The sequence below is a fragment of the Pseudomonas sp. NPDC090201 genome, assembly GCF_044746825.1.
Classification (GTDB): Bacteria; Pseudomonadota; Gammaproteobacteria; order Pseudomonadales; family Pseudomonadaceae; genus Aquipseudomonas; species Aquipseudomonas putida_AD.
Genome location: NZ_JBIVCX010000002.1, coordinates 572,498 through 592,464 on the forward strand (window position 1 = coordinate 572,498; position 19,967 = coordinate 592,464).

At 59.2% G+C, this 19,967-nt stretch carries 17 protein-coding genes and 2 tRNA genes; 14 read left to right on the plus strand and 5 right to left on the minus strand.

What is annotated here, in order from left to right; genetic code table 11:
• Positions 1 to 32: 32 nt before the first annotated feature.
• From ACIPOO_RS08715 to ACIPOO_RS08730, 4 genes are all read right to left on the minus strand, one after another.
• Positions 33 to 290, minus strand: a complete 258-nt coding sequence (locus ACIPOO_RS08715) for a DUF2164 domain-containing protein (protein WP_400605911.1) — start codon at positions 288 to 290, stop codon at positions 33 to 35.
• Positions 290 to 928, minus strand: coding sequence for an imidazole glycerol phosphate synthase subunit HisH (gene hisH, locus ACIPOO_RS08720; RefSeq protein ID WP_274133184.1), 639 nt, complete (start codon positions 926 to 928; stop codon positions 290 to 292). Before hisH ends, ACIPOO_RS08715 begins: the two co-directional genes overlap by 1 nt.
• Positions 928 to 1,521, minus strand: a complete 594-nt coding sequence (gene hisB, locus ACIPOO_RS08725) for an imidazoleglycerol-phosphate dehydratase HisB (protein ID WP_081563617.1) — start codon at positions 1,519 to 1,521, stop codon at positions 928 to 930. Before hisB ends, hisH begins: the two co-directional genes overlap by 1 nt.
• A 312-nt stretch (positions 1,522 to 1,833) precedes the next feature.
• Positions 1,834 to 3,495: an OFA family MFS transporter gene (locus ACIPOO_RS08730; protein WP_400605914.1), complete on the minus strand. Its 1,662-nt coding sequence runs from the start codon at positions 3,493 to 3,495 to the stop codon at positions 1,834 to 1,836.
• A 480-nt stretch (positions 3,496 to 3,975) separates the two neighbouring features.
• Between ACIPOO_RS08730 and ACIPOO_RS08735 the strand changes: the two genes are divergently transcribed.
• The 7 genes from ACIPOO_RS08735 (at position 3,976) to ACIPOO_RS08765 (ending at position 10,076) form a co-directional block, all read left to right on the plus strand.
• The gene (locus ACIPOO_RS08735; RefSeq protein WP_400605916.1) at positions 3,976 to 6,204 is read left to right on the plus strand and encodes an AsmA family protein; all 2,229 of its coding nucleotides are present in this window, start codon (positions 3,976 to 3,978) and stop codon (positions 6,202 to 6,204) included.
• Positions 6,205 to 6,368: 164 nt separating this feature from the next.
• Positions 6,369 to 7,436: an A/G-specific adenine glycosylase gene (gene mutY, locus ACIPOO_RS08740; protein WP_400605918.1), complete on the plus strand. Its 1,068-nt coding sequence runs from the start codon at positions 6,369 to 6,371 to the stop codon at positions 7,434 to 7,436.
• Positions 7,433 to 7,705 carry an oxidative damage protection protein gene (locus ACIPOO_RS08745; RefSeq protein WP_166594215.1) on the plus strand — a complete coding sequence of 91 codons (273 nt, stop codon included), beginning with the start codon at positions 7,433 to 7,435 and terminating at the stop codon, positions 7,703 to 7,705. Before mutY ends, ACIPOO_RS08745 begins: the two co-directional genes overlap by 4 nt.
• 102 nt (positions 7,706 to 7,807) lie before the next feature.
• Positions 7,808 to 7,883, plus strand: a tRNA-Phe gene (locus ACIPOO_RS08750).
• A 324-nt stretch (positions 7,884 to 8,207) separates the two neighbouring features.
• Positions 8,208 to 8,672, plus strand: a complete 465-nt coding sequence (locus ACIPOO_RS08755; protein ID WP_400605920.1) for a Panacea domain-containing protein — start codon at positions 8,208 to 8,210, stop codon at positions 8,670 to 8,672.
• A gap of 280 nt (positions 8,673 to 8,952) precedes the next feature.
• Positions 8,953 to 9,447, plus strand: a complete 495-nt coding sequence (locus ACIPOO_RS08760; protein ID WP_400605922.1) for a hypothetical protein — start codon at positions 8,953 to 8,955, stop codon at positions 9,445 to 9,447.
• Positions 9,448 to 9,533: 86 nt separating this feature from the next.
• Positions 9,534 to 10,076 carry a cytochrome b gene (locus ACIPOO_RS08765; protein WP_400605924.1) on the plus strand — a complete coding sequence of 181 codons (543 nt, stop codon included), beginning with the start codon at positions 9,534 to 9,536 and terminating at the stop codon, positions 10,074 to 10,076.
• 140 nt (positions 10,077 to 10,216) lie between these two features.
• Here ACIPOO_RS08765 and gabP read toward each other — a convergent pair whose 3' ends face one another.
• Positions 10,217 to 11,608, minus strand: a complete 1,392-nt coding sequence (gabP, locus tag ACIPOO_RS08770; protein ID WP_400605926.1) for a GABA permease — start codon at positions 11,606 to 11,608, stop codon at positions 10,217 to 10,219.
• Between the two features lie 422 nt (positions 11,609 to 12,030).
• Between gabP and ACIPOO_RS08775 the strand changes: the two genes are divergently transcribed.
• From ACIPOO_RS08775 to ACIPOO_RS08805, 7 genes are all read left to right on the plus strand, one after another.
• Positions 12,031 to 12,804 carry an ABC transporter ATP-binding protein gene (locus ACIPOO_RS08775; RefSeq protein ID WP_400605929.1) on the plus strand — a complete coding sequence of 258 codons (774 nt, stop codon included), beginning with the start codon at positions 12,031 to 12,033 and terminating at the stop codon, positions 12,802 to 12,804.
• Positions 12,805 to 12,817: 13 nt separating this feature from the next.
• Positions 12,818 to 13,582 carry an ABC transporter substrate-binding protein gene (locus tag ACIPOO_RS08780; RefSeq protein ID WP_274133195.1) on the plus strand — a complete coding sequence of 255 codons (765 nt, stop codon included), beginning with the start codon at positions 12,818 to 12,820 and terminating at the stop codon, positions 13,580 to 13,582.
• Positions 13,583 to 13,647: 65 nt separating this feature from the next.
• Complete coding sequence (locus ACIPOO_RS08785) at positions 13,648 to 14,343, plus strand: ABC transporter permease (protein ID WP_400605931.1); 696 nt, start codon at positions 13,648 to 13,650, stop codon at positions 14,341 to 14,343.
• On the plus strand, positions 14,340 to 15,029 hold the full coding sequence (locus ACIPOO_RS08790) for an ABC transporter permease (protein ID WP_400605933.1): 690 nt from the start codon (positions 14,340 to 14,342) through the stop codon (positions 15,027 to 15,029). The genes ACIPOO_RS08785 and ACIPOO_RS08790 overlap by 4 nt, the downstream gene beginning before the upstream one ends.
• A gap of 223 nt (positions 15,030 to 15,252) precedes the next feature.
• Positions 15,253 to 16,452 (plus strand): methyltransferase, encoded by a 1,200-nt coding sequence (locus tag ACIPOO_RS08795; protein ID WP_400605935.1) that lies wholly within the window; start codon positions 15,253 to 15,255, stop codon positions 16,450 to 16,452.
• A gap of 296 nt (positions 16,453 to 16,748) precedes the next feature.
• Positions 16,749 to 16,824 (plus strand) — tRNA-Thr (locus tag ACIPOO_RS08800).
• Positions 16,825 to 17,712: 888 nt separating this feature from the next.
• Complete coding sequence (locus ACIPOO_RS08805; RefSeq protein WP_400605938.1) at positions 17,713 to 18,606, plus strand: hypothetical protein; 894 nt, start codon at positions 17,713 to 17,715, stop codon at positions 18,604 to 18,606.
• Positions 18,607 to 19,967: the final 1,361 nt, after the last annotated feature.

Genomic DNA, 19,967 nt, shown 5'->3' on the forward strand with positions numbered 1-19,967 from the left:
TGCAGCTTTAAGCTTGAAGCTTGTCGCTGCCTTTAATTTTTCTCGAGCGCCCAAACGTCGCTTTCGATGCTTTCGAACCGCTCTTTCAAGTGCGCCTGAACATCGAAGATCGCTCGGTTGTAATAGTGCGGGGCAATTTCGCGGGTGAACAATTCAAGGATTTCGGCCGCTTCGAACGAACCCAGGTCCAGCTCGAAGCGATCCTCCATGAACCGCTTGATCTTGTGGCACGCCTCGCTCTCCTGCTCGGGAGTGAGGGTCAGGATCGGCCGCTTGTTCTTCTTGCTCATTACCAGCGACCGTCCCACGCGGCGAAGTTCTGCAGCAATTGCAGGCCATGGGTATGGCTCTTCTCGGGGTGGAACTGCACCGCAAAGCGCGAGCCGTCGGCCAGTGCGGCGGCGAAGTCGCGACCGTAGTGGCCACGTCCGACGATCTGGCGCGGGTTCGGCGATTCGATGTAGTAGCTATGTACGAAATAGAACCGCGCCTTGTCAGGAATGCCGTGCCACAGCGGGTGATCCACTGCCTGTGTCACTTCGTTCCAGCCCATGTGCGGGACTTTCAGGTGCTGGCCGTCTTCGTGCAGATCCTTGCCGAAGAAACGCACCTGGCCCGGGAACAGGCCGATGCAATCGACGCCATCGTTCTCTTCGCTGCGGTCCATCAGCGCCTGCATGCCGACGCAGATGCCCAGAAACGGACGGTCCTGGCTGACTTCGCGCACCAGGTCATCGAAGCCCAGACGGCGGATCTCAGCCATGCAGTCGCGGATCGCGCCCACACCTGGAAACACGATGCGGTCGGCTTCACGGATCACGTCGGCGTCGCTGGTGATCAGCACACGGCCAGCGCCCACGTGCTCAAGGGCCTTGGCCACCGAGTGCAGGTTACCCATGCCGTAGTCGATAACTGCAACCGTCTGCATTACAGCACGCCCTTGGTCGAAGGCATTTGCCCGGCCATGCGATCGTCGAGTTCGACGGCCATGCGCAGCGCGCGACCGAACGCCTTGAACACGGTTTCGATCTGGTGGTGGGTGTTGTGACCGCGCAGGTTGTCGATGTGCAGAGTGACGTTGGCGTGGTTGACGAAGCCCTGGAAGAACTCCTGGAACAGGTCCACGTCGAAACCGCCCACGGTGGCGCGGGTGTATGGCACGTGCATCTGCAGGCCCGGACGGCCAGAGAAGTCGATGACCACGCGCGACAGCGCTTCATCGAGCGGCACATAGGCGTGGCCGTAGCGACGGATGCCTTTCTTGTCGCCGATGGCCTTGCTGAAGGCCTGGCCCAGCGTGATACCGACGTCTTCCACGGTGTGGTGGTCGTCGATTTCAAGGTCGCCTTTGCAATCGAGTTCGATGTCGATCAACCCGTGACGGGCGATCTGGTCGAGCATGTGTTCAAGAAAAGGCACACCGATATTGAATCGGGCCTTTCCGGTGCCATCCAGGTTGATCGAGGCTTTGACCTGGGTCTCCAGGGTGTCGCGCTCGACGAACGCCTTACGTTCGGCCATCACCAGCTCCGCAAAATCATTGGGCGAAAAGGCGGACATTATAGGCGTGTGGAGGGGAAACAGAAACACGAAGCGTGTTATGGGCGACGGAGAGAATCAGCGAGTTACGAAGATATACATGTCTGTACAAACGACTGTAGGAGCGCGCTTGCCCGCGACGGCGGCGTGTCAGTCAACACAGATGCCACAGGGACATCGCCGTCGCGGGCAAGCGCGCTCCTACAGGTCAGGGGTTAGCCACCCCGTAGCAGCACGGCTTGCCGGCGGGAGCGATCTTGCAACCGCTACCGCAAGCAAGCCGAAACCACCGGCTTAGTGGAACAACACCGCAGTCTTCTGCAGAGTGATCCACACGCCCCATGCCAGCGGGATGCCCACTGCCAGCCAGGCCAGAACGGCCAGCGGCTTGGTGCTCGGGTCGGCTTTCCATTCCAGCGAAGTGGTGTGGTCAGCGCCTGCGTCGTGGCCGATGGCCTGTTCAGCCTTCAATTGCTCTTCGCTCATGAAGTACTTGTCCGCCACCGGACGCACCAGCATGTTGCAGATGAAACCCAGCACCAGCAGGCCAGCCAGGATGTACAACGTGATGTCGTAGGCATCGGCACGGGCCACGCCGTGGCTCAACTGATACTCACGCAGGTAGTTCACCAGCACCGGACCCAGCACGCCAGCGGCTGCCCAGGCAGTCAGCAGGCGACCATGGATCGCGCCAACCATCTGCGTACCGAACAGGTCAGCCAGGTAAGCCGGAACGGTTGCGAAACCACCGCCGTACATCGACAGCACCACACAGAACGCCGCCACGAACAGCGCGACGCTGCCGATGTGGCTCAGGGTCGGTACCGAGGCGTAGAGCAGGAAGCCCAGGGCGAAGAACACGAAGTAGGTGGTCTTGCGGCCGATGTAGTCGGAGAACGACGCCCAGAAGAAACGACCGCCGATGTTGAACAGGCTCAACAGACCGGTGAAGCCCGCAGCGATGGCCGCGATGGCCGCCAGTTGCGAGGCGTCCAGTTGACCGAAAGCCTGATCGGTGCCCAGCAGCTTGCCGCCGAACACTTCCTGCAACAGTGGCGAAGCCATGCCGAGGATGCCGATACCCGCCGAAACGTTCAGGCACAGTACCAGCCATACCAGACGGAACTGCGGAGTCTTCCAGGCCACGCTCACGTGCACGTGACGGCTGGTGACCATGGAGTTGTTGGCTTTCTTCGCCGGAGCGGTCCAGCCTTCAGGCTTCCAGCCGGTCGGTGGAACGCGGTACAGCAGGGCGCCGCCGATCATGAAGACGAAGTAGATCGCAGCCATGGCGACGAAGCTCTGCCATACGCCGACGCTTTCAGGCGTTGCGAAGTGGCTCATCAGCGCGGTCGCCAGTGGAGCACCCACCATCGCGCCGCCGCCGAAGCCCATGATCGCCATACCGGTGGCCATCCCGCGTTTATCCGGGAACCACTTGATCAGGGTCGAGACCGGCGAAATGTAGCCCAGGCCCAGACCGATACCGCCGATCACGCCCGAACCGATCCACATCAGCCAGATCTGGTGGGTATAGACACCCAGCGCCGAGATCAGCAGACCGCCACACCAGCACAGCGCCGAGACGACACCGGCCTTGCGCGGGCCTGCGTGTTCCAGCCAGCCACCCCAGATCGCTGCCGAGCAGCCCAGGAAGATGAAGAACAGGGTGTAGATCCAGCCGAGCATCGAGATCGGCCAGTCGCAGCTGGACGAGAAGATCTGCTCGAAGAAGCCCATGTCCGGCGCGCAGGCGACAGCGGTCTTGATGCCGATTGCCTTGGACAGCGGCAACCAGAACACCGAGAAGCCGTAGGCCATGCCGATACACAGGTGAATTGCCAGCGCAGCCGGCGGAACCATCCAGCGGTTGAAGCCGCTTTTGGCAATGATACGTTCTTTGGACAAGAACGCAGGCTGGGCGTTGGATGCACCCAGAGCAGCATTTGAACTCATTGTTTTGCCCCCATTTTTAGTTGTGCCACGCAAGAACTCCGGCAATGCATCTACCACCCCTCTTGACGCCGCAAGCATCGGGAGTTTTATCGGCAGAAAGCCTCATTACGTGACAATTCGACGCAGCGGGCGCTGCGACGGGCGAGAGATTACCACCGCACAGGTGACATAAATCAATTAGCCACTACCTTTTTTATGCCGTTCGTCATCGCTCAAGCCGACCGCCCTCTACAATTGGGTGCAATCCCCGGCACGTAGCAGCACGGCTTGCCGGCGGGAGCGCTCTGGGGGACGCCACCCGCCGGCAAGCCATGCTGCTACCCACAGCATAGTGCGCCGGAATCAGTGCACTTCCCCGCTGTCGGATTTTCTGCGTACATTCCCCTGCAACCGCGCAAGGCCGATCAAGGCCCGGCGCCTGCGTGAGAACGCTATACTCGCGGGCTAAATTTTGAACGACACGATTACAAGGACTCGCCCATGAAAGCGTTCGGCAAAATCCTGGGACTATTCATTCTCGGGCTGTTGCTGATCATAGTGGCTCTCGGCTTCGCCTTGACCCATCTGTTTGATCCCAACGACTACAAAGACGAGATTCGTAAACTGGCCCGCGACCGCGCGCACGTCGAGCTGACCCTCAACGGCGACATCGGCTGGAGCCTGTTCCCCTGGCTGGGCCTTGAGCTGCACGACGCCAGCATCGCCACACTGAACGAGCCGACCAAACCGTTCGCCGACCTTACGATGCTCGGCCTCTCGGTGCGCGTGCTGCCCTTGCTGCGCAAGGAAGTGCAGATGAGTGACGTGCGGGTCGAAGGCCTGAACCTGACCCTGACCCGTGACGAAAACGGCCACGGCAACTGGGAAGACATCGGCAAGGTCCCGCCCAAACCGGTCGATCCGGCCCAGCCTGCACCCGCCCCGGCGCCCGAGAGCACGGCCGATACCGCCAAGCCGGAACGAACCTGGCAGCCGCTCAAACTGGACATCGACAGCCTGACCGTGAACAACGCCCGGGTCCATTTCAATGACATGCAGAAAGCCCGGCAATTCACCGCCGAAAGCATTCAACTGAGCACCGGGCCTGTGCATAACGCCACTGACATCCCGGTCAAGCTGACCGCATTCCTCAGCACCAACCAGCCAGTGGTTCGCACCAAGACCGAATTGACCGGCAAGCTGCGCTTCGACCGTGCGCTCAAGCGCTACCAGTTCGATGACATGCGTCTCTCCGGCGAAGCGGCGGGCGATCCGCTGCAGGGCAAGACCCTGACGTTCTCGGCCCAGGGCCAGTTGCTGGCGGACATGTCGGCCAACGTTGCGGAATGGACCAACCTGAAGCTCTCGGCCAACCAGTTGCGCGCCATCGGCGAGCTGCACGTGCGTGACCTGGACAAGGCCCCGCAACTGAGCGGCGGCCTGTCCATCGCCCAGTTCAACCTGCGCGATTTCCTCGACAGCGTCGGCCAACCCGCGCCAGCGCTGGGTGACGGCAGCCTGACCAAACTGGAAATGGTCACCCGACTGGCCGCCAGCCAGAACAGTGTGTCGCTGGATGACCTGACGCTGAAGGTCGATGACAGCACCTTCACCGGCCACGTCGCGGTGGAAGACTTCGCCAAACAGTCGCTGCGCCTGCAACTCAAGGCCGACACTTTCAACGCCGACCGCTATCGTCCGCCGCAAAGCGAGCAGTCGAAAGCTGCCGGCGCTGCGCGCAAGTCCGAAGTCCAGAGCGGCGAAGCCCAGGCACTGGCCGCATCCGGCACCACGCCGCTGCCCAACGAGCCGACCCAGCAAGCCTGGAGCGACGCGCGGCTGCTGCCGATCGAGCGCCTGCGCAAGCTGGATGTGGACGCCGACCTGAACTTCGGCAAGCTGACTATCGAAAAACTGCCGATCCAGAACGCCGTGCTCAAGACCACCGCGCTCGATGGCGTGGTCACGGTGGACAGCCTGCGCGGCGATCTCTACAACGGCAATTTCGAAGTCAAAGGCAACCTCGACGTGCGCCCGGATGTGCCGCTGGCGGCCGTGCAGACGCGCATCGCCAAGGTGCCGGTGGAGCACTTCATCCAGAGCCAGGGCACCACCCCGCCCCTGCGCGGCCTGTTGAACCTCAACAGCAACGTCACCGCCAAGGGCAACAGCCAGAAAGCACTGGTCGAAAGCCTCAACGGCACCGCCAGCTTCGCCCTGAACGACGGCGTGCTGGTCAATGCCAACCTCGAACAGCAGCTGTGCCGTGGCATCTCCACGCTCAACCGCAAGACCTTGAGCGGCGAGCCGCGGGGCAAGGACACGCCGTTCCAGCAGTTGAACGGTAACCTGGTGTTCCGCAACGGCGTGGCGAGCAACCCGGACCTGAAAGTCCGCACCCCGGGCCTGACCGTCAACGGCGATGGCGACATCGACCTGCGCGTGATGGGCATGAACTACCGCATCGGCGTCATCATCGAAGGCGACAAGAGCGACATGCCGGATCCGGCCTGCGAGGTGAACCCGCGCTTCGTCGGCATCGAATGGCCGGTCCTGTGCCGCGGCCCGCTCGAACTGGGCGCCAAGGCCTGCCGCCTGGACAACGAAGGCCTGGGCAAGGTCGCCGCGAAAATGGCCGGCGACCGGATTGGCGACAAGATCGACGAAAAACTCGGGGACAAGGTCAGTCCCGAGCTCAAGGATGCGCTCAAGGGATTGTTCAAGCGGTAATCAGCCCCCATCTAAGGGACAATCGCTGAACGCTTGTAGGAGCGCGCTTGCCCGCGACGGCGGTGTGTCTGTGACATTTGTGGTCATCGACGCACCGCGGTCGCGGGCAAGCGCGCTCCTACCTTGCTTTCATTCGGCTCAAACTCCTGAACACCGGAACCACGATGCAACCCGAGCAGTTCTCCACAGCCGTCCTTGACTGGTACGACCGTCACGGCCGCCACGACCTACCCTGGCAACACGACATCACCCCCTACCGCGTCTGGGTGTCGGAAATCATGCTGCAACAGACCCAGGTCAGCACCGTGCTGGGTTATTTCGACCGCTTCATGGACGCCCTGCCCACCGTCAAGGCGCTGGCCGAGGCGCCGGAAGACGAAGTGCTGCACCTGTGGACCGGTCTGGGCTACTACACCCGCGCCCGCAACCTGCAAAAGGCCGCGAAAATCGTCATGGCCGAGCACGGCGGCGAATTCCCCCGTGACGTCGAAAAGCTCACCGAATTGCCCGGCATCGGCCTGTCCACCGCAGGCGCGATCGCCAGCATCAGCATGGGCCTGCGCGCGCCGATCCTGGATGGCAACGTCAAACGCGTTCTGGCGCGCTTCACGGCCCAGGAAGGCTACCCGGGCGAGCCCAAGGTTGCGAAACAGATGTGGGCGACCGCCGAGCGGTTCACGCCCCACAGCCGGGTCAATCACTACACTCAAGCGATGATGGACCTGGGCGCCACCCTCTGCACCCGCAGCAAACCCAGCTGCCTGCTGTGCCCGCTGGAGCGCGGCTGCGAAGCGCACATGCTCGGCCAGGAAACCCGCTACCCGGTGCCCAAGCCGCGCAAGGCCGTGCCGCAGAAGCGCACCCTGATGCCGATGTTCGCCAACCGCGACGGCGAGATCCTGCTTTACCGTCGCCCCTCCACGGGCCTGTGGGGCGGTCTCTGGAGCCTGCCGGAGCTGGACAACTTCGGCGACGTGCAGCACCTGGCCGACCAGCACGCACTGGACGTCGCTGGCCATCAGCCGCTGCCGGGGCTGGTGCACACCTTCAGCCACTTCCAGTTGACCATCGAGCCTTGGCTGGTGCGCGTGCAGCAGACCGCCCATCACGTGGCCGAGGACGACTGGCTCTGGTATAACCTCGCCACCCCGCCGCGCCTGGGGCTGGCCGCCCCGGTGAAGAAGCTGCTGCAAAACGCAGCCGACGTATTGAATGCAGGAGAGTCGCCATGACCCGCACCGTAATGTGCCGCAAGTACAAAGAAGAACTGCCTGGCCTTGAGCGCCCACCCTATCCGGGCGCCAAGGGCGAAGACATCTACAACCACGTCTCGCAGAAAGCCTGGGCCGACTGGCAGAAACACCAGACCCTGCTCATCAACGAGCGTCGCCTGAACATGATGAACGCCGAAGACCGCAAGTTCCTCCAGACCGAGATGGACAAATACCTCTCCGGCGAGGAATACGCCAAGGCCGAAGGCTACGTTCCACCGTCCGAATGACCCCGTCCAGAAGGCGTCAAACGTAAGCGAAGGAAATAATTCGATTTTTTTTCAAAAACTTTCTTGACGACCTCCTGAAAAACACGTTTAATGCGCCCCGTTGCCCAGATAGCTCAGTCGGTAGAGCAGGGGATTGAAAATCCCCGTGTCGGCGGTTCGATTCCGTCTCTGGGCACCAAATACCGAAAAACCCCTGCATCGAAAGATTCAGGGGTTTTTTATTGGGCACGATTCGGCAATTGAATCCGCCGATGCCGGAGCTGGCCCTCTGGACTGAATTTTGTAGGAAGCTTTGGGCTGGAGCGGTAACCACTTCCACCCCTGCCTTCAGACCTGTCTGAATTTCTCAGCCCACCCCGCGAAACGATCCTGCCCGCCGCCATCTGGCCTATAGTCCAGCCATGCGACCCGGCTCTCGGGCCTTCAAATCCGAACCAGGATCAATTGACATCAGATGCAAGCAGAACCTAACGTCGAGCCATCCCAACCAAGGAAGCTATTCATGGCTGCCAGCACAGCAAATGGAGTCGCAGACTACCTTTTGTGGTTTGCCAAAGAGCATGGCGATCTGCTGACCCCCTTGAAACTGCAGAAGCTGATGTTCTACGCAGACGCGTGGCACATGGTCATGCATGAGGGCGAAGAGCTCATAGGCGCACCTTTCGAGGCATGGGTGCATGGCCCGGTCCACCGGGAAACCTATGTCCGGTTCAGCGTGCACAAGTGGAACCCTATACCCTGTGACGCCGAAAAACCGGACCTCCCGGCGCAGGTGCAAGCCTTTCTGAACGATGTCTACCAGGTGTTCGGCGGGTTTTCCGCATACGAGCTGGAGCAACTGACTCATCAGGAAGCGCCCTGGAAGACTGCAAGAGGCAATCTCCCCCTTGATGCCAGCTGCACTGCACCTATCGACAAGGCTCTGACCTGCGCCTTCTACACAGAGATGTCGCGCACCGAACACTAAGGAGCAGTGATGAGGGCAGGACGCCTACCCAAGTCGGACTCCCCGATTCGCGCCGGCATCCCTGCCCACCTGAACGAACAATTGCGCAGCAGCACCCCCTTCCAGTTTGCCGTGAGCGCCAATCTCCACGGACGCATCCATGGCTTTTTTGTCGATCACGTATTCTTTGTAGTCTGGCTGGATCCCGATCACTGTCTCTATCCGGGAAGAAAGTGAATACAATATGCGCCCGATAACCCCGGGCCATGAAAATGGCTGCACCAGACAAGGAACTGCCGTCATGGCCTCCCCAGACAAACAGCAAAAGCGCGCCCAGCGGGCCAAAGCCAAGGCCAAGCAAAACCGTTCGGGCAAGGGCAAGCCGAGCACGGTCCATCCGGTGCTCAATCACGCCTTTGTCGATGAGCCGTTCGATGACGTGGCCATTGACCTCTCGACCTTCGACTTCAAGGACATCGAAGAGAACGGCTTCGACCCCGCCGACTTCGAAGACCTGTTCGAGGCGATGAAAAAAGGCGAGGCGGTCAGTCTGCTGGCGATGTGCGTGGTGTTCCTGCAATACCCGGTGCTGGAACTGGTCATCGCCGAGGAAGACGAGGAGCCGGCCACCGATTTCATGATGGGGCTGCTGATTACCTATCGCGGTATCTTCCACGACGAAGACGAAGACACAGCCGTGGAATGGATTGGCAGCGATGCCTTCCAGAAAGCCTATGGCGAGGCCTCGCAGATCCTTGAGAAGAAGAACGCGCGGGACACGAACCGTCGCTTCTAACCGATTTTTGATTTACATGACCCGTATCAAGACGGTAGCTTTGCGCCACTACGAGAATGCAATTCCTTCTCACTAAGGCTACCGTTTTGACACATCCCCACTCCCCTTCATCCCGACCGGATGAAGCGAGCCGCTACTCCAAACCCCGAATCGCGCTGCACTGGCTGTCCGCCGCCATCATCCTCTGGGCCACTTTCAGTGGCTTTGGCGTGGTGCTGCTGGACCCCAACGATCCGTTTCGTCAATGGGTCGAGTCGTTCAATCCGCAGATCACCAGCCTGTTCATCCCCTTCTTCGCCTGGCGCCTGTGGCTGGCCATCAAGGCACGGCCTTCGCACACGAACAGCACGGCACAGGAACGCCTCGCTTCAGCGGCCCACAAGGCGATTTACGCTGCGGTTTCAGGTGTATTGATCACGGGCGTGCTGATGATGAGCCATCCGGTCACGCTGCTGGCGCTTGTGCCGCTGCCTCAGCTGATTCACTCGAAGATCGCGCTCATGCAGCTACATGAACTGCATCACGTGCTGTGCGCGATTCTGGCGGGGTTGGTGGCGCTGCATCTGGCGGCAGTAGTGATGCACCAGGTGCGGGGGCGGTCGGTGCTGGGACGCATGACCGGACGCTGACATCAAACTGTAGGAGCGCGCTTGCCCGCGACCGGGTTGCGTCAGACGCTAAATCCATATCTGAAACACCGCCGTCGCGGGCAAGCGCGCTCCTACAGAGGTGGTTCGAGCCCGCGAAATGCCGCGGGCTCAATCACCCATCAATTCAGCACAACCTTCCCGGCCTTCACGGCCTTGCGGCGGCTCGACACGATCAGGCCGGCAGCCACGACCATGATACTCAGCAGGCCCGTGGCGATGATTTCCATGCGGTGGGCGTCCTGGAACAGCATGATGGTCAGCACGCCAACGATGAACACGATCACCGCCCAGGTCAGAACCGGGAACAGCCACATGCGGAAGGCGATGGTCTGGCCTTCGGCCTCACGTTTGCGGCGCATGCGCAGTTGCGAGACGGCAATCACCAGGTACACCAGCAGAGCGATGGCGCCGGAGCTGGCCAGCAGGAAGTCGAACACGGCAGCCGGGGCGACGTAGTTGGCAAACACGGCAGCGAAGGCCGCTGCGGTGGACAGCATGACCGCCCAGTACGGGGTACCGGCCTTGCTGGTGCGCTGGGAAACAGCAGGTGCATCGCCGCGCTTGCCCAGGGAGAACAGCATGCGCGAAGCGGTGTACAGCGCCGAGTTCAGGCAACTGGTGACCGCGACCAGCACCACGATGTCGACGATCAGCTTGGCGTTCGGAATACCCATCAGGTCGAGCACGGTCTGGTAGGAACCGACCTGAGCCAGACGGCTGTCATTCCAAGGCACCAGCGCGACGACCAGGAAGATCGAGACCAGGTAGAACAGGCAGATCCGCCAGATCACCGAGTTGGTGGCCTTGGTGATTTGCTCGCTCGGGTTCTTCGATTCGGCCGCCGCGATGGTCACGATCTCGGTGCCCATGAACGAGAACATGGTGGTCAGCATCGCTGCCAGCACTGCGCCCATGCCGTTAGGCAGGAAACCGTTGGTGTCGAACAGGTGGCTCACGCCGCTGACCTGGCTGTTTGGCAGCAGGCCGAACACCGCTGCAACGCCCAGAATCACGAAGCCGATGATCGCCAATACCTTGATCAGCGCAAACCAGAACTCGAACTCGCCGTAGTTCTTCACGCTGAACAGGTTGGTTGCGGTCAGCAGCAGGGTAATCACCAGGGTGAAGACCCAGATCGCCACGTTCGGGAACCACGCATGCAGGATGGTCGCAGCGGCGTTGGCCTCCAGCGGGATCACCAGCACCCAGAACCACCAGTACAGCCAGCCGATAGTGAAACCGGCCCAGTGACCGATGGCACGGTCGGCGTACGTCGAGAACGAGCCGGTGTCAGGCGATGCAATCGCCATCTCGGCCAGCATGCGCATTACCAGCACCACCAGCGTACCGGCGGCGGCATAAGCCAGCAGAACAGCCGGGCCCGCTTCCGCGATGGCATGGCCGGAACCCACGAAAAGACCGGCACCGATCACACCCGCAATGGACAGCATGGTGATGTGCCGCGATTTGAGCCCCTGATCGAGGTTCGAAGAGTTTGGGGTACTGCTCATGGAAGCAACCTTTAAGAATTTTTATACGGATCAGGACCGGCCGTGATCGTTCGTAAAAAGATCACAACAGCCCTGTTATTTATTTTTTACGCAAGAATTACGCCAAAATATTTCGTCAGCGACGTCGCCCCCGGATATGCGCGTTTCAGAGGCATTTGGTAAGTATCTGAACGAACTAGCATTTCGCCATTTCTGTAGGAAATGTTACCGAGCGCAACACGATAAAGACGAACGACCGCACCGAAAATACACATCAACCGACAGAAAGCACCAATTCGGCGCACAGATTCGTCCGCTGATAGTGCCGTTGGCCGAAATACCCTTTCCCACGGCGGGTAAAGCTGGCAACATCGCGCCCTTTTTGCGCAGGGCGAGCCCGTTTGTCGTGCGCGGCAAGTACATCGAACACATGAGGTCCCTTAATGGCTGAGGCCACGCCCGCCCTGGAAATCCGCGATCTGCACAAGCGCTACGGCGAACTGGAAGTGCTCAAGGGCATTTCGCTGAGCGCGCGCGATGGCGACGTGATTTCGATTCTGGGCTCATCCGGCTCCGGCAAATCCACGCTGCTGCGCTGCATCAACCTGCTGGAAAACCCGCACAAAGGTGAAATCCTCATCGCGGGCGAATCCTTGAAACTCAAAGCCACGCGCAAGGGTGAACTGATCGCCGCGGACAACCGTCAGATCAATCGCCTGCGCAGCGAGATCGGCTTCGTCTTCCAGAATTTCAACCTGTGGCCGCACATGACCGTGCTCGACAACATCATCGAGGCGCCACGCCGGGTGCTCGGTCAGAGCAAGGCAGAAGCCATCGAAACCGCCGAGGCGCTGCTGGCCAAGGTCGGCATCGCCGACAAGCGCCACGCCTACCCGAACCAGCTCTCGGGCGGCCAGCAACAGCGCGCAGCAATTGCCCGCACCCTGGCGATGCAGCCCAAGGTTATTCTCTTCGACGAGCCAACCTCCGCGCTCGACCCGGAGATGGTGCAGGAAGTGCTCAACGTGATCCGTGGCCTGGCCGAAGAAGGCCGTACCATGCTGATGGTGACCCACGAAATGAATTTTGCCCGGCAGGTGTCCAGCGAAGTGGTCTTCCTGCACCAAGGGCTGGTAGAAGAACAAGGATCGCCGCAACAGGTCTTCGACGACCCGCAATCGGCGCGCTGCAAACAATTCATGTCCAGCAATCGCTAACGGAGCAACATCGATGCAGACCCTGAAACACTTCCTGCTGGCCGCCGTCGCCACCCTGGCCGTGGCTGGCAATGCCTTTGCAGCAGAAACCCTGAAAATGGGCATCGAAGGCGCCTACCCGCCATTCAACAACAAGGACGCCAGCGGCCAGGTCGTGGGCTTCGACGTCGAGATCGGCAACGCCCTGTGCGCCAAGATGAAAGTCACCTGCGAAGTCGTCACTTCCGACTGGGACGGCATCATCCCGGCCCTGAACGCGCAGAAGTTCGACTTCCTGATCTCCTCGATGTCGATCACCGAGGAGCGCAAGCAGGCGGTGGACTTCACCAACCCGTACTACTCCAACAAGCTGCAGTTCATCGCACCGAAGTCGACCAACCTGGGCGCCAACAACGACGCCATCAAGGAAGCCCTCAAGGGCAAGACCATCGGTGCCCAGCGCGCGACCCTGTCGGGCACCTGGCTGGAAGACAACTGGGGCGACGACGTGACCGTCAAGCTCTACGACTCCCAGGAAAACGCCTTCCTGGACCTGTCCTCGGGCCGCCTCGACGCCCTGCTGGGTGACAAATACGCAAGCTACGAGTGGCTGAAGAGCGACGCCGGCAAGAACTATGAATTCAAGGGCGAGCCCATGTTCGGCGACGACAAGATCGGCATCGCCGTGCGCAAGGACGACCCACTGCGCGAGCGCCTGAACACTGCGCTGAAGGAAATTATCGAAGACGGCACCTACAAGAAGATCAACGACAAGTACTTCCCGTTCAGCATCCTCTGATTCGCCCGACCTGCGCCGCGGCTCCTGAGTTAGCCGCGGCGCGGGTTCTCCTGCCAAGAAGCGTTATGAACCTCGATCTCCACGGATTCGGCCCGGCCCTGGCGGCTGGCATGCTGATGACCATTCAACTTGCGCTGTCCGCCCTGTGCCTGGGTCTCGTTCTCGGCCTGCTCGGCGCGCTGGCGAAAACCTCGTCCAATCGCGCCCTGCAATGGCTCGGTGGCAGCTACTCGACCCTGGTACGCGGCATTCCCGAGCTGCTTTGGGTGTTGCTGATCTACTTCGGCACCGTCAACGCCATGCGTGCCATCGGCCACATTTTCGGCATTCCCAATCTGTCGCTCAGCGCGTTTGCCGCAGGTGTCATCGCCCTGGGCCTGTGCTTCGGCGCCTATGCCACCGAAGTGTTTCGCGGCGCCATGCTGTCGATTCCCAAGGGCCATCGCGAAGCCGGGCTGGCACTGGGACTGTCGCGCTCGCGCATCTTCATCAAGCTGGTGATGCCGCAGATGTGGCGCATCGCGCTGCCGGGGCTGGGCAACCTGTTCATGATCCTGATGAAAGACACTGCGCTGGTGTCCGTGATCGGGCTTGAAGAAGTCATGCGCCACGCGCAGATCGCCGTGACCGGCACCAAAGAGCCATTCACCTTCTATATGGTCGCGGCCTTGATGTACCTCACCATGACCGCACTGTCGATGGTCGGCCTGGCATGGCTGGAGCGTCGCGCATCGACAGGGTTTGCGAGGAGCGCATCATGACTTGGGAATTCACCCTCAAATGGATGCCCAAGCTGCTGCAAGGTGCAACCCTGACACTGGAGCTGGTGGCCATCGCCGTGGTTGCCGGGCTGATCCTGGCGATCCCCATGGGCATCGCCCGCGCATCCCGTAACAACTACGTGCGCGCGCTGCCGTACGCCTACATCTTCTTCTTTCGCGGCACACCGCTGCTGGTGCAGCTGTTCCTGGTGTACTACGGGCTGGCGCAGTTCGACGTCGTCACCCAGGGCCCGCTGTGGCCCTACCTGCGCGACCCGTTCTTCTGCGCGGCATTGACCATGACCCTGCACACCACCGCCTACATCGCAGAAATCCTGCGCGGCGCCATCCAGGCCGTGCCGGTGGGTGAAGTCGAAGCGGCCCGCGCGCTGGGTATGTCCCGAGCAAAGGCAATGACATACATCATCCTGCCCCGCGCCGCCCGCATCGGCCTGCCGGCGTACAGCAACGAAGTCATCCTGATGCTCAAGGCCAGCGCCCTGGCCAGCACCGTCACCCTGCTCGACATCACCGGCATGGCCCGCACCATCAACGCCCGCACCTACATGCCCGAGCAAAGCTTCTTCCTGGCCGGCCTGATCTACCTCACGATCTCCTTCGTGCTGGTGCAAGCCTTCAAACTGCTGGAACGCAAGTTGCGGGTGAACGCACTGCAAGGCCGCTAAAAGGTGAGCAACAATCCGTAGCAGCACGGCTTGCCGGCGGGAGCGCCCTCCAGACCGCCCCCGCTGGCAAGCCATGCTGCTACAGATGCATGTCACCGCAACCCTGTAGGAGCGCGCTTGCCCGCGACCTGCCGCAAAGCGGCAGCAAACCAACCACCCCATCACCACCTGACACACCAACTCCCTTAAACTCCCCCTACACCCAACACCACCGCCCCCGGCCATGCACCCCACAGACCTGCTCCCCCGCTTCCAAGCGCTCGACGCCTTCCTGCTCGCGCACCAGCACCTGTGGCGTCCACGCCCGTTCACCCATCGCCAACTGCCGTGGGAAACACTCCACCCCGACCTATCCACCTGGCTGCGCAACCGCACCCTCGAACAAGCCGAAGCCGCCCACAACCACCCCGAAGACCTCGACGCCCCCGAGCCCTTCGCCCGGCTCGCACAGCAATCCAGAACCCTGAGCCAGATCGACCCACTGCCCCACGCCGCGCTGACCCACGTCTCCCCGCGCATGAGCGTCGACGTCCCCGGCCGCAAGTGGCAACAGATCGAAGCCTTCGCCAGCCGCCTCACCTTCCACCACAGCCCAACCCACTGGCTCGACTGGTGCTCCGGCAAAGGCCACCTCGGCCGCCGCCTCGCCCACGACGGCCAGGCCCTGACCTGCCTCGAATACGACCCGCACCTGGTCGACGCCGGCCGCAAGCTCAGCGACAAACTCGGCATCAACGCCCAACACCTGCACCAGGACGTCATGGCCCAGGAGGCCGTCACCCGCCTGACCGCACAGCACACCCCCGTCGCCCTCCACGCCTGCGGCGACCTCCACGTGCGCCTCATGCAACTGGCCAGCGATGCCCACTGCCAACACATGGCCATCGCCCCCTGCTGCTACAACCGCATCGCCAGCGACCACTACCAGCCACTGTCCGCAAACGGCCAGGCGTCCGAACTGCACCTAAGCCTCGACGACCTCGCCCTGCCCCTCAGCGAAACCGTCACCGCCGGCGCCCGCGTACGCCGCCAGCGCGACACCTCCATGGCCCGCCGCCTGGGGTTCGACATACTGCAACGCCAACTGCGCGGCATCGACGACTACCTGCCCACCCCATCGCTGCCCAGCGTCTGGCTCGACAAACCCTTCGCCGACTACTGCACAGACCTCGCCGACCTCAAACACCTGCCCCCACCCGGCCCCCAAGACTGGCCCGCCCTCGAAGCCGCCGGCTGGCAACGCCTGGCCCAGGTGCGCAACCTCGAACTACTACGCAACCTCTTCCGCCGCCCGCTGGAGCTATGGCTCATCCTCGACCGCGCCCTCTACCTGCAACAACGTGACTACACAGTCCGCATCGGCACCTTCTGCGACAGCCTGCTCACACCACGAAATCTGCTCATCCTGGCGGAACGAAACTGAGTCACAAACCACACCCTAGCCTGTGGATAACTCTGTTGATGGAATTCCCGCCAACGCAGACAAACCCTGCCTCGCAAACGTTTTAACAAATCGGTCATTTTTTAAACAACTGTTAAATTTGCGCAAAAACAGTAGCTTGCGAACAAATGAGAACGCTTCCACAAATCAACCGCCCGTCCCCCACCCGATGGATCAGTTGTGAATAACGGTAATCGCGATCCGTCATAAGCCCGCCTAAAAAAAGCGAAATTAAGGCTTTACTCGACAGCTCAAATCCCTATAATCAGCGCCCACACGCCGGTATAGCTCAGTTGGTAGAGCAACTGACTTGTAATCAGTAGGTCCCGGGTTCGACTCCTGGTGCCGGCACCATGATTCAGCGAGAGAGGCTCACCGAAAGGTGGGCCTTTTTTGTTTATTCTTAGGTAACCACCCAGCATTTTTGGTTGACGGTTCCAGCAACCCTCATTAACCCGAGCGCAACACACTCGCCACACGTCCTACCCAACGGGTAGGGTCCTGCTACTAGCAGGCGTGCAAAAGGCGAGTTTTTTTGCCCGGAGTTTGACCATGGCCAGGACGGCGCCCAAACCTGCGAAGCTTGCCTATGCGAAACCCGCGCTGCCCCCTAGGCCTTGCCTTGCCAGACTCAAAGCTTTGACTTGAGTCGACGCAGCGAAGGTGAATATTCCTCTCCGGCTGCCATTCGTCGCATGGGCTGCAGATTGTGACCGCAGCTTATGTCTATTAAATCGATGTAGCTCGACCTGAGAGATAGTGTGGCGCTGCGGGTCTCAAGCTTGGCCTCTGAGGATGGGAGAAATTCCGAGCTACCAGGACGAAAAATTGTTTCACCCGGGTGCAAAAAATGCATGCGTGTACTAGCATACGGCGACATTACATAGGCATTTTTGCGAAATGCTTCTATAAAATCAGGCGAGGGCTGAAATGAAACTTCATGATATATTGTCTAGCAGTCTCCCAGACATTGACGATTCTGTTAAAGAATGTGTCAACATGGGAGAGTGGTTACTATTTAAGTCAGAAGATTCAACCTCCAGCAAGGCATCTTTCTACCTTAAAACCGACTCAACAATATACAAACTGGATGACAGAGGCAGACTACTTCATCAAGTAGAGCCGTCGTCAAAAAAAATCGAAATAGATGAGATTTTTTATTTTTCTGACATTCATAGACCCATTTCACTCAGTAACACCCGCCTATTCTAATCATCAGATGCTAAAAGGATTTTTCAATCAATGAGTTTGATAGGCGGCAACACTAAATGGGTCTTGTTTTTATCCGCAGCACATGAAGCGGAAACCCGTCATATTACAGATCTTGCTTTTGGCATCCTTTGCTTAGAAAAGGCAGGCGTTCGCATCTCCGACATCGAAATCTATATTGATGGACCCGACCGCGCATCAATCGAAAATTTTCTTAAAAGCGGAACAGCATCTCAGTTCAACCTTAAAGAATCTAAAGATTTTTTCGTGGATCAAGTCGCTAATAAGCATGAAAACATTGTAATGTTTGTGACTGGCCATGGCGGTCCACTTGGAATAGATGCAGCGTCGCCAGTGACCCCTCACGCCCTTCTGAACTGTCTAAAATCTTCACCTAACTTGAAGCATGCCATAGTATACCTCGGACAATGCTACGCTGGGGTATTCAACTACATTGGAGCTGGCAGCAAGAAAAAAGATGACGGCGAGGCAGATCCCGAAATTGTATTTATCGGCGCCACAAACCTTCATGAGAGCCTCAGCCTCCATACGACCGAAACGTTTTTATCCGGCCCAGTGTCTTGGCATGCAAATATATTTTTACTGTTCGCATTCAAGTGGTTGTCGTCGCCTGTAGATATAGATGGGGATGGGAAATTTACCATTATGGACTCTTACAAATTTGCCGGAGTCTGTTCCAACGGCGCCAACAAAAATATGAAAACCAATGCACTGATCAGTTCATCAGATCTTCAAGCTAAATTTGTCGCCGCCAAGCAAGCTTTCGATGCAAATCAGACCCCATCGAATGATTTAGCGCTTCAGGCAGCACACAAAAATTATTCAATGAGTGCATCGTTACTGTATGTTCATCAAGAGTGTTGGATTTTGAACGCTATCCCCTCACAGAGAATAGAGGCCATATAAACTGTCCATGTTTTCACAGCATGGAGCACCTAGAACCAAAACCACCTAAAAACTCTGAATCTAGTGCCATCGTTCTAAATCAAAAGGCTCGCAGAAGCACGGCCCTTTCGTTTTTCTGCGCCTTAAACAAGGGCGTAACCCTGAGGGGTGTTTGCGCTACGGTGTGTAGAGTCTTCCACCTGCCGGGGCGAGACGACGCAGCAATACCTCAGCCGATAATTCCCGAAAGCAGCCGATAATCAACTTTCACTCCCTCGCTCCATCCCCTCAGACGTCAGCCATACCAGTTTATGCTTGGTCACCGGCTAATCGATAAACCCTTTCTCACGCAATCGGCTGACAATTTCAAAATCACCACCTTTCCAAGCTGTTCCATTCTCGGAGCCGAATGATGCCAACAAAGCGTACGGCGCCGTCAATCAGTGCTCTGCCACGACGCAAGATTGATGCCCCAAAGTGGTAGAAATCACATTAGCCATCCATATCGCATGAGTTTTCTGATTGAGCGTCTCGCCGAAGCTAAGCCAATTTTCAGAATTCGACATGCAGTTTGCTAGTGAAAAAACTTCCAACGATCTGTTGGAAAATGCGACGCAAAGATTGGAGTTTGGGAACCGGCAGATGGCACAGCGACGTATCACGACTCAGTACAAATGCAATAGTTGGTGCAAGAACCGCCTGTGCGAACGGCTTGCCTAGAAAGACAAAAGGCGCCTTTAGGCGCCTCGTTCGGAAACAGGTCAGTTTCTCATTGCCCTACACCTATTCGGCTCTACGATTGCTGGCGAACCAGGATCCATAGAGTCTCGCAAGCCCCTTTCGGGAACGGCTAGATGGTAGGTCTCGGGCCAAGGCGATACAAGCGCTGTCTTCTTCCGAAGACGTGCTCAGTTTGTAGGCCGATTCTGAATATTAGCTTCCGTTATCAGTCATAGATTGATGACGGCGGTAACCGTAGATACGGTTTGCACCGTCTGGATACATACGGAGGTTTCACCTCAGCGACACAGCACGCTTATTCACTGCGACCACGAGAGCTTTATTCGCCCTTAAAAGAGCAATAACAGACACATCCCCCCACAAAACAAACCAGATCCTGTAGGACGCTTCTGAAAATTCTGGATATGCTCTCCGGCGCGTTGCAGTGCTCTGGATCAAGGCATAGGCTCCTTTCCGTCGCTAATCGGCGACCGGTTTTGACAGGCCGATTTCACTGAGAAAGTAGCACTCGCCACATGGCATGCGGATTTCGCGTCTGCATGTTGTTCTATGGCGGCTGTACGTGGGGCACATTCGTGTGCGCCAGGTTTCCTCGGTGACTGGTCTGTCAACCCGCGAACAGCCGCCACCCTTTTGATTGA

What these genes read in the sequence shown, in the direction of transcription:
- ACIPOO_RS08715 (WP_400605911.1), bottom strand. Translation starts at nt 290, where the DNA reads ATGAGCAAGAAGAACAAGCGGCCGATCCTGACCCTCACTCCCGAGCAG.
- hisH (WP_274133184.1), bottom strand. Translation starts at nt 928, where the DNA reads ATGCAGACGGTTGCAGTTATCGACTACGGCATGGGTAACCTGCACTCG.
- hisB (WP_081563617.1), bottom strand. Translation starts at nt 1,521, where the DNA reads ATGGCCGAACGTAAGGCGTTCGTCGAGCGCGACACCCTGGAGACCCAG.
- ACIPOO_RS08730 (WP_400605914.1), bottom strand. Translation starts at nt 3,495, where the DNA reads ATGAGTTCAAATGCTGCTCTGGGTGCATCCAACGCCCAGCCTGCGTTC.
- ACIPOO_RS08735 (WP_400605916.1), top strand. Translation starts at nt 3,976, where the DNA reads ATGAAAGCGTTCGGCAAAATCCTGGGACTATTCATTCTCGGGCTGTTG.
- mutY (WP_400605918.1), top strand. Translation starts at nt 6,369, where the DNA reads ATGCAACCCGAGCAGTTCTCCACAGCCGTCCTTGACTGGTACGACCGT.
- ACIPOO_RS08745 (WP_166594215.1), top strand. Translation starts at nt 7,433, where the DNA reads ATGACCCGCACCGTAATGTGCCGCAAGTACAAAGAAGAACTGCCTGGC.
- ACIPOO_RS08755 (WP_400605920.1), top strand. Translation starts at nt 8,208, where the DNA reads ATGGCTGCCAGCACAGCAAATGGAGTCGCAGACTACCTTTTGTGGTTT.
- ACIPOO_RS08760 (WP_400605922.1), top strand. Translation starts at nt 8,953, where the DNA reads ATGGCCTCCCCAGACAAACAGCAAAAGCGCGCCCAGCGGGCCAAAGCC.
- gabP (WP_400605926.1), bottom strand. Translation starts at nt 11,608, where the DNA reads ATGAGCAGTACCCCAAACTCTTCGAACCTCGATCAGGGGCTCAAATCG.
- ACIPOO_RS08775 (WP_400605929.1), top strand. Translation starts at nt 12,031, where the DNA reads ATGGCTGAGGCCACGCCCGCCCTGGAAATCCGCGATCTGCACAAGCGC.
- ACIPOO_RS08780 (WP_274133195.1), top strand. Translation starts at nt 12,818, where the DNA reads ATGCAGACCCTGAAACACTTCCTGCTGGCCGCCGTCGCCACCCTGGCC.
- ACIPOO_RS08785 (WP_400605931.1), top strand. Translation starts at nt 13,648, where the DNA reads ATGAACCTCGATCTCCACGGATTCGGCCCGGCCCTGGCGGCTGGCATG.
- ACIPOO_RS08790 (WP_400605933.1), top strand. Translation starts at nt 14,340, where the DNA reads ATGACTTGGGAATTCACCCTCAAATGGATGCCCAAGCTGCTGCAAGGT.
- ACIPOO_RS08795 (WP_400605935.1), top strand. Translation starts at nt 15,253, where the DNA reads ATGCACCCCACAGACCTGCTCCCCCGCTTCCAAGCGCTCGACGCCTTC.
- ACIPOO_RS08805 (WP_400605938.1), top strand. Translation starts at nt 17,713, where the DNA reads ATGAGTTTGATAGGCGGCAACACTAAATGGGTCTTGTTTTTATCCGCA.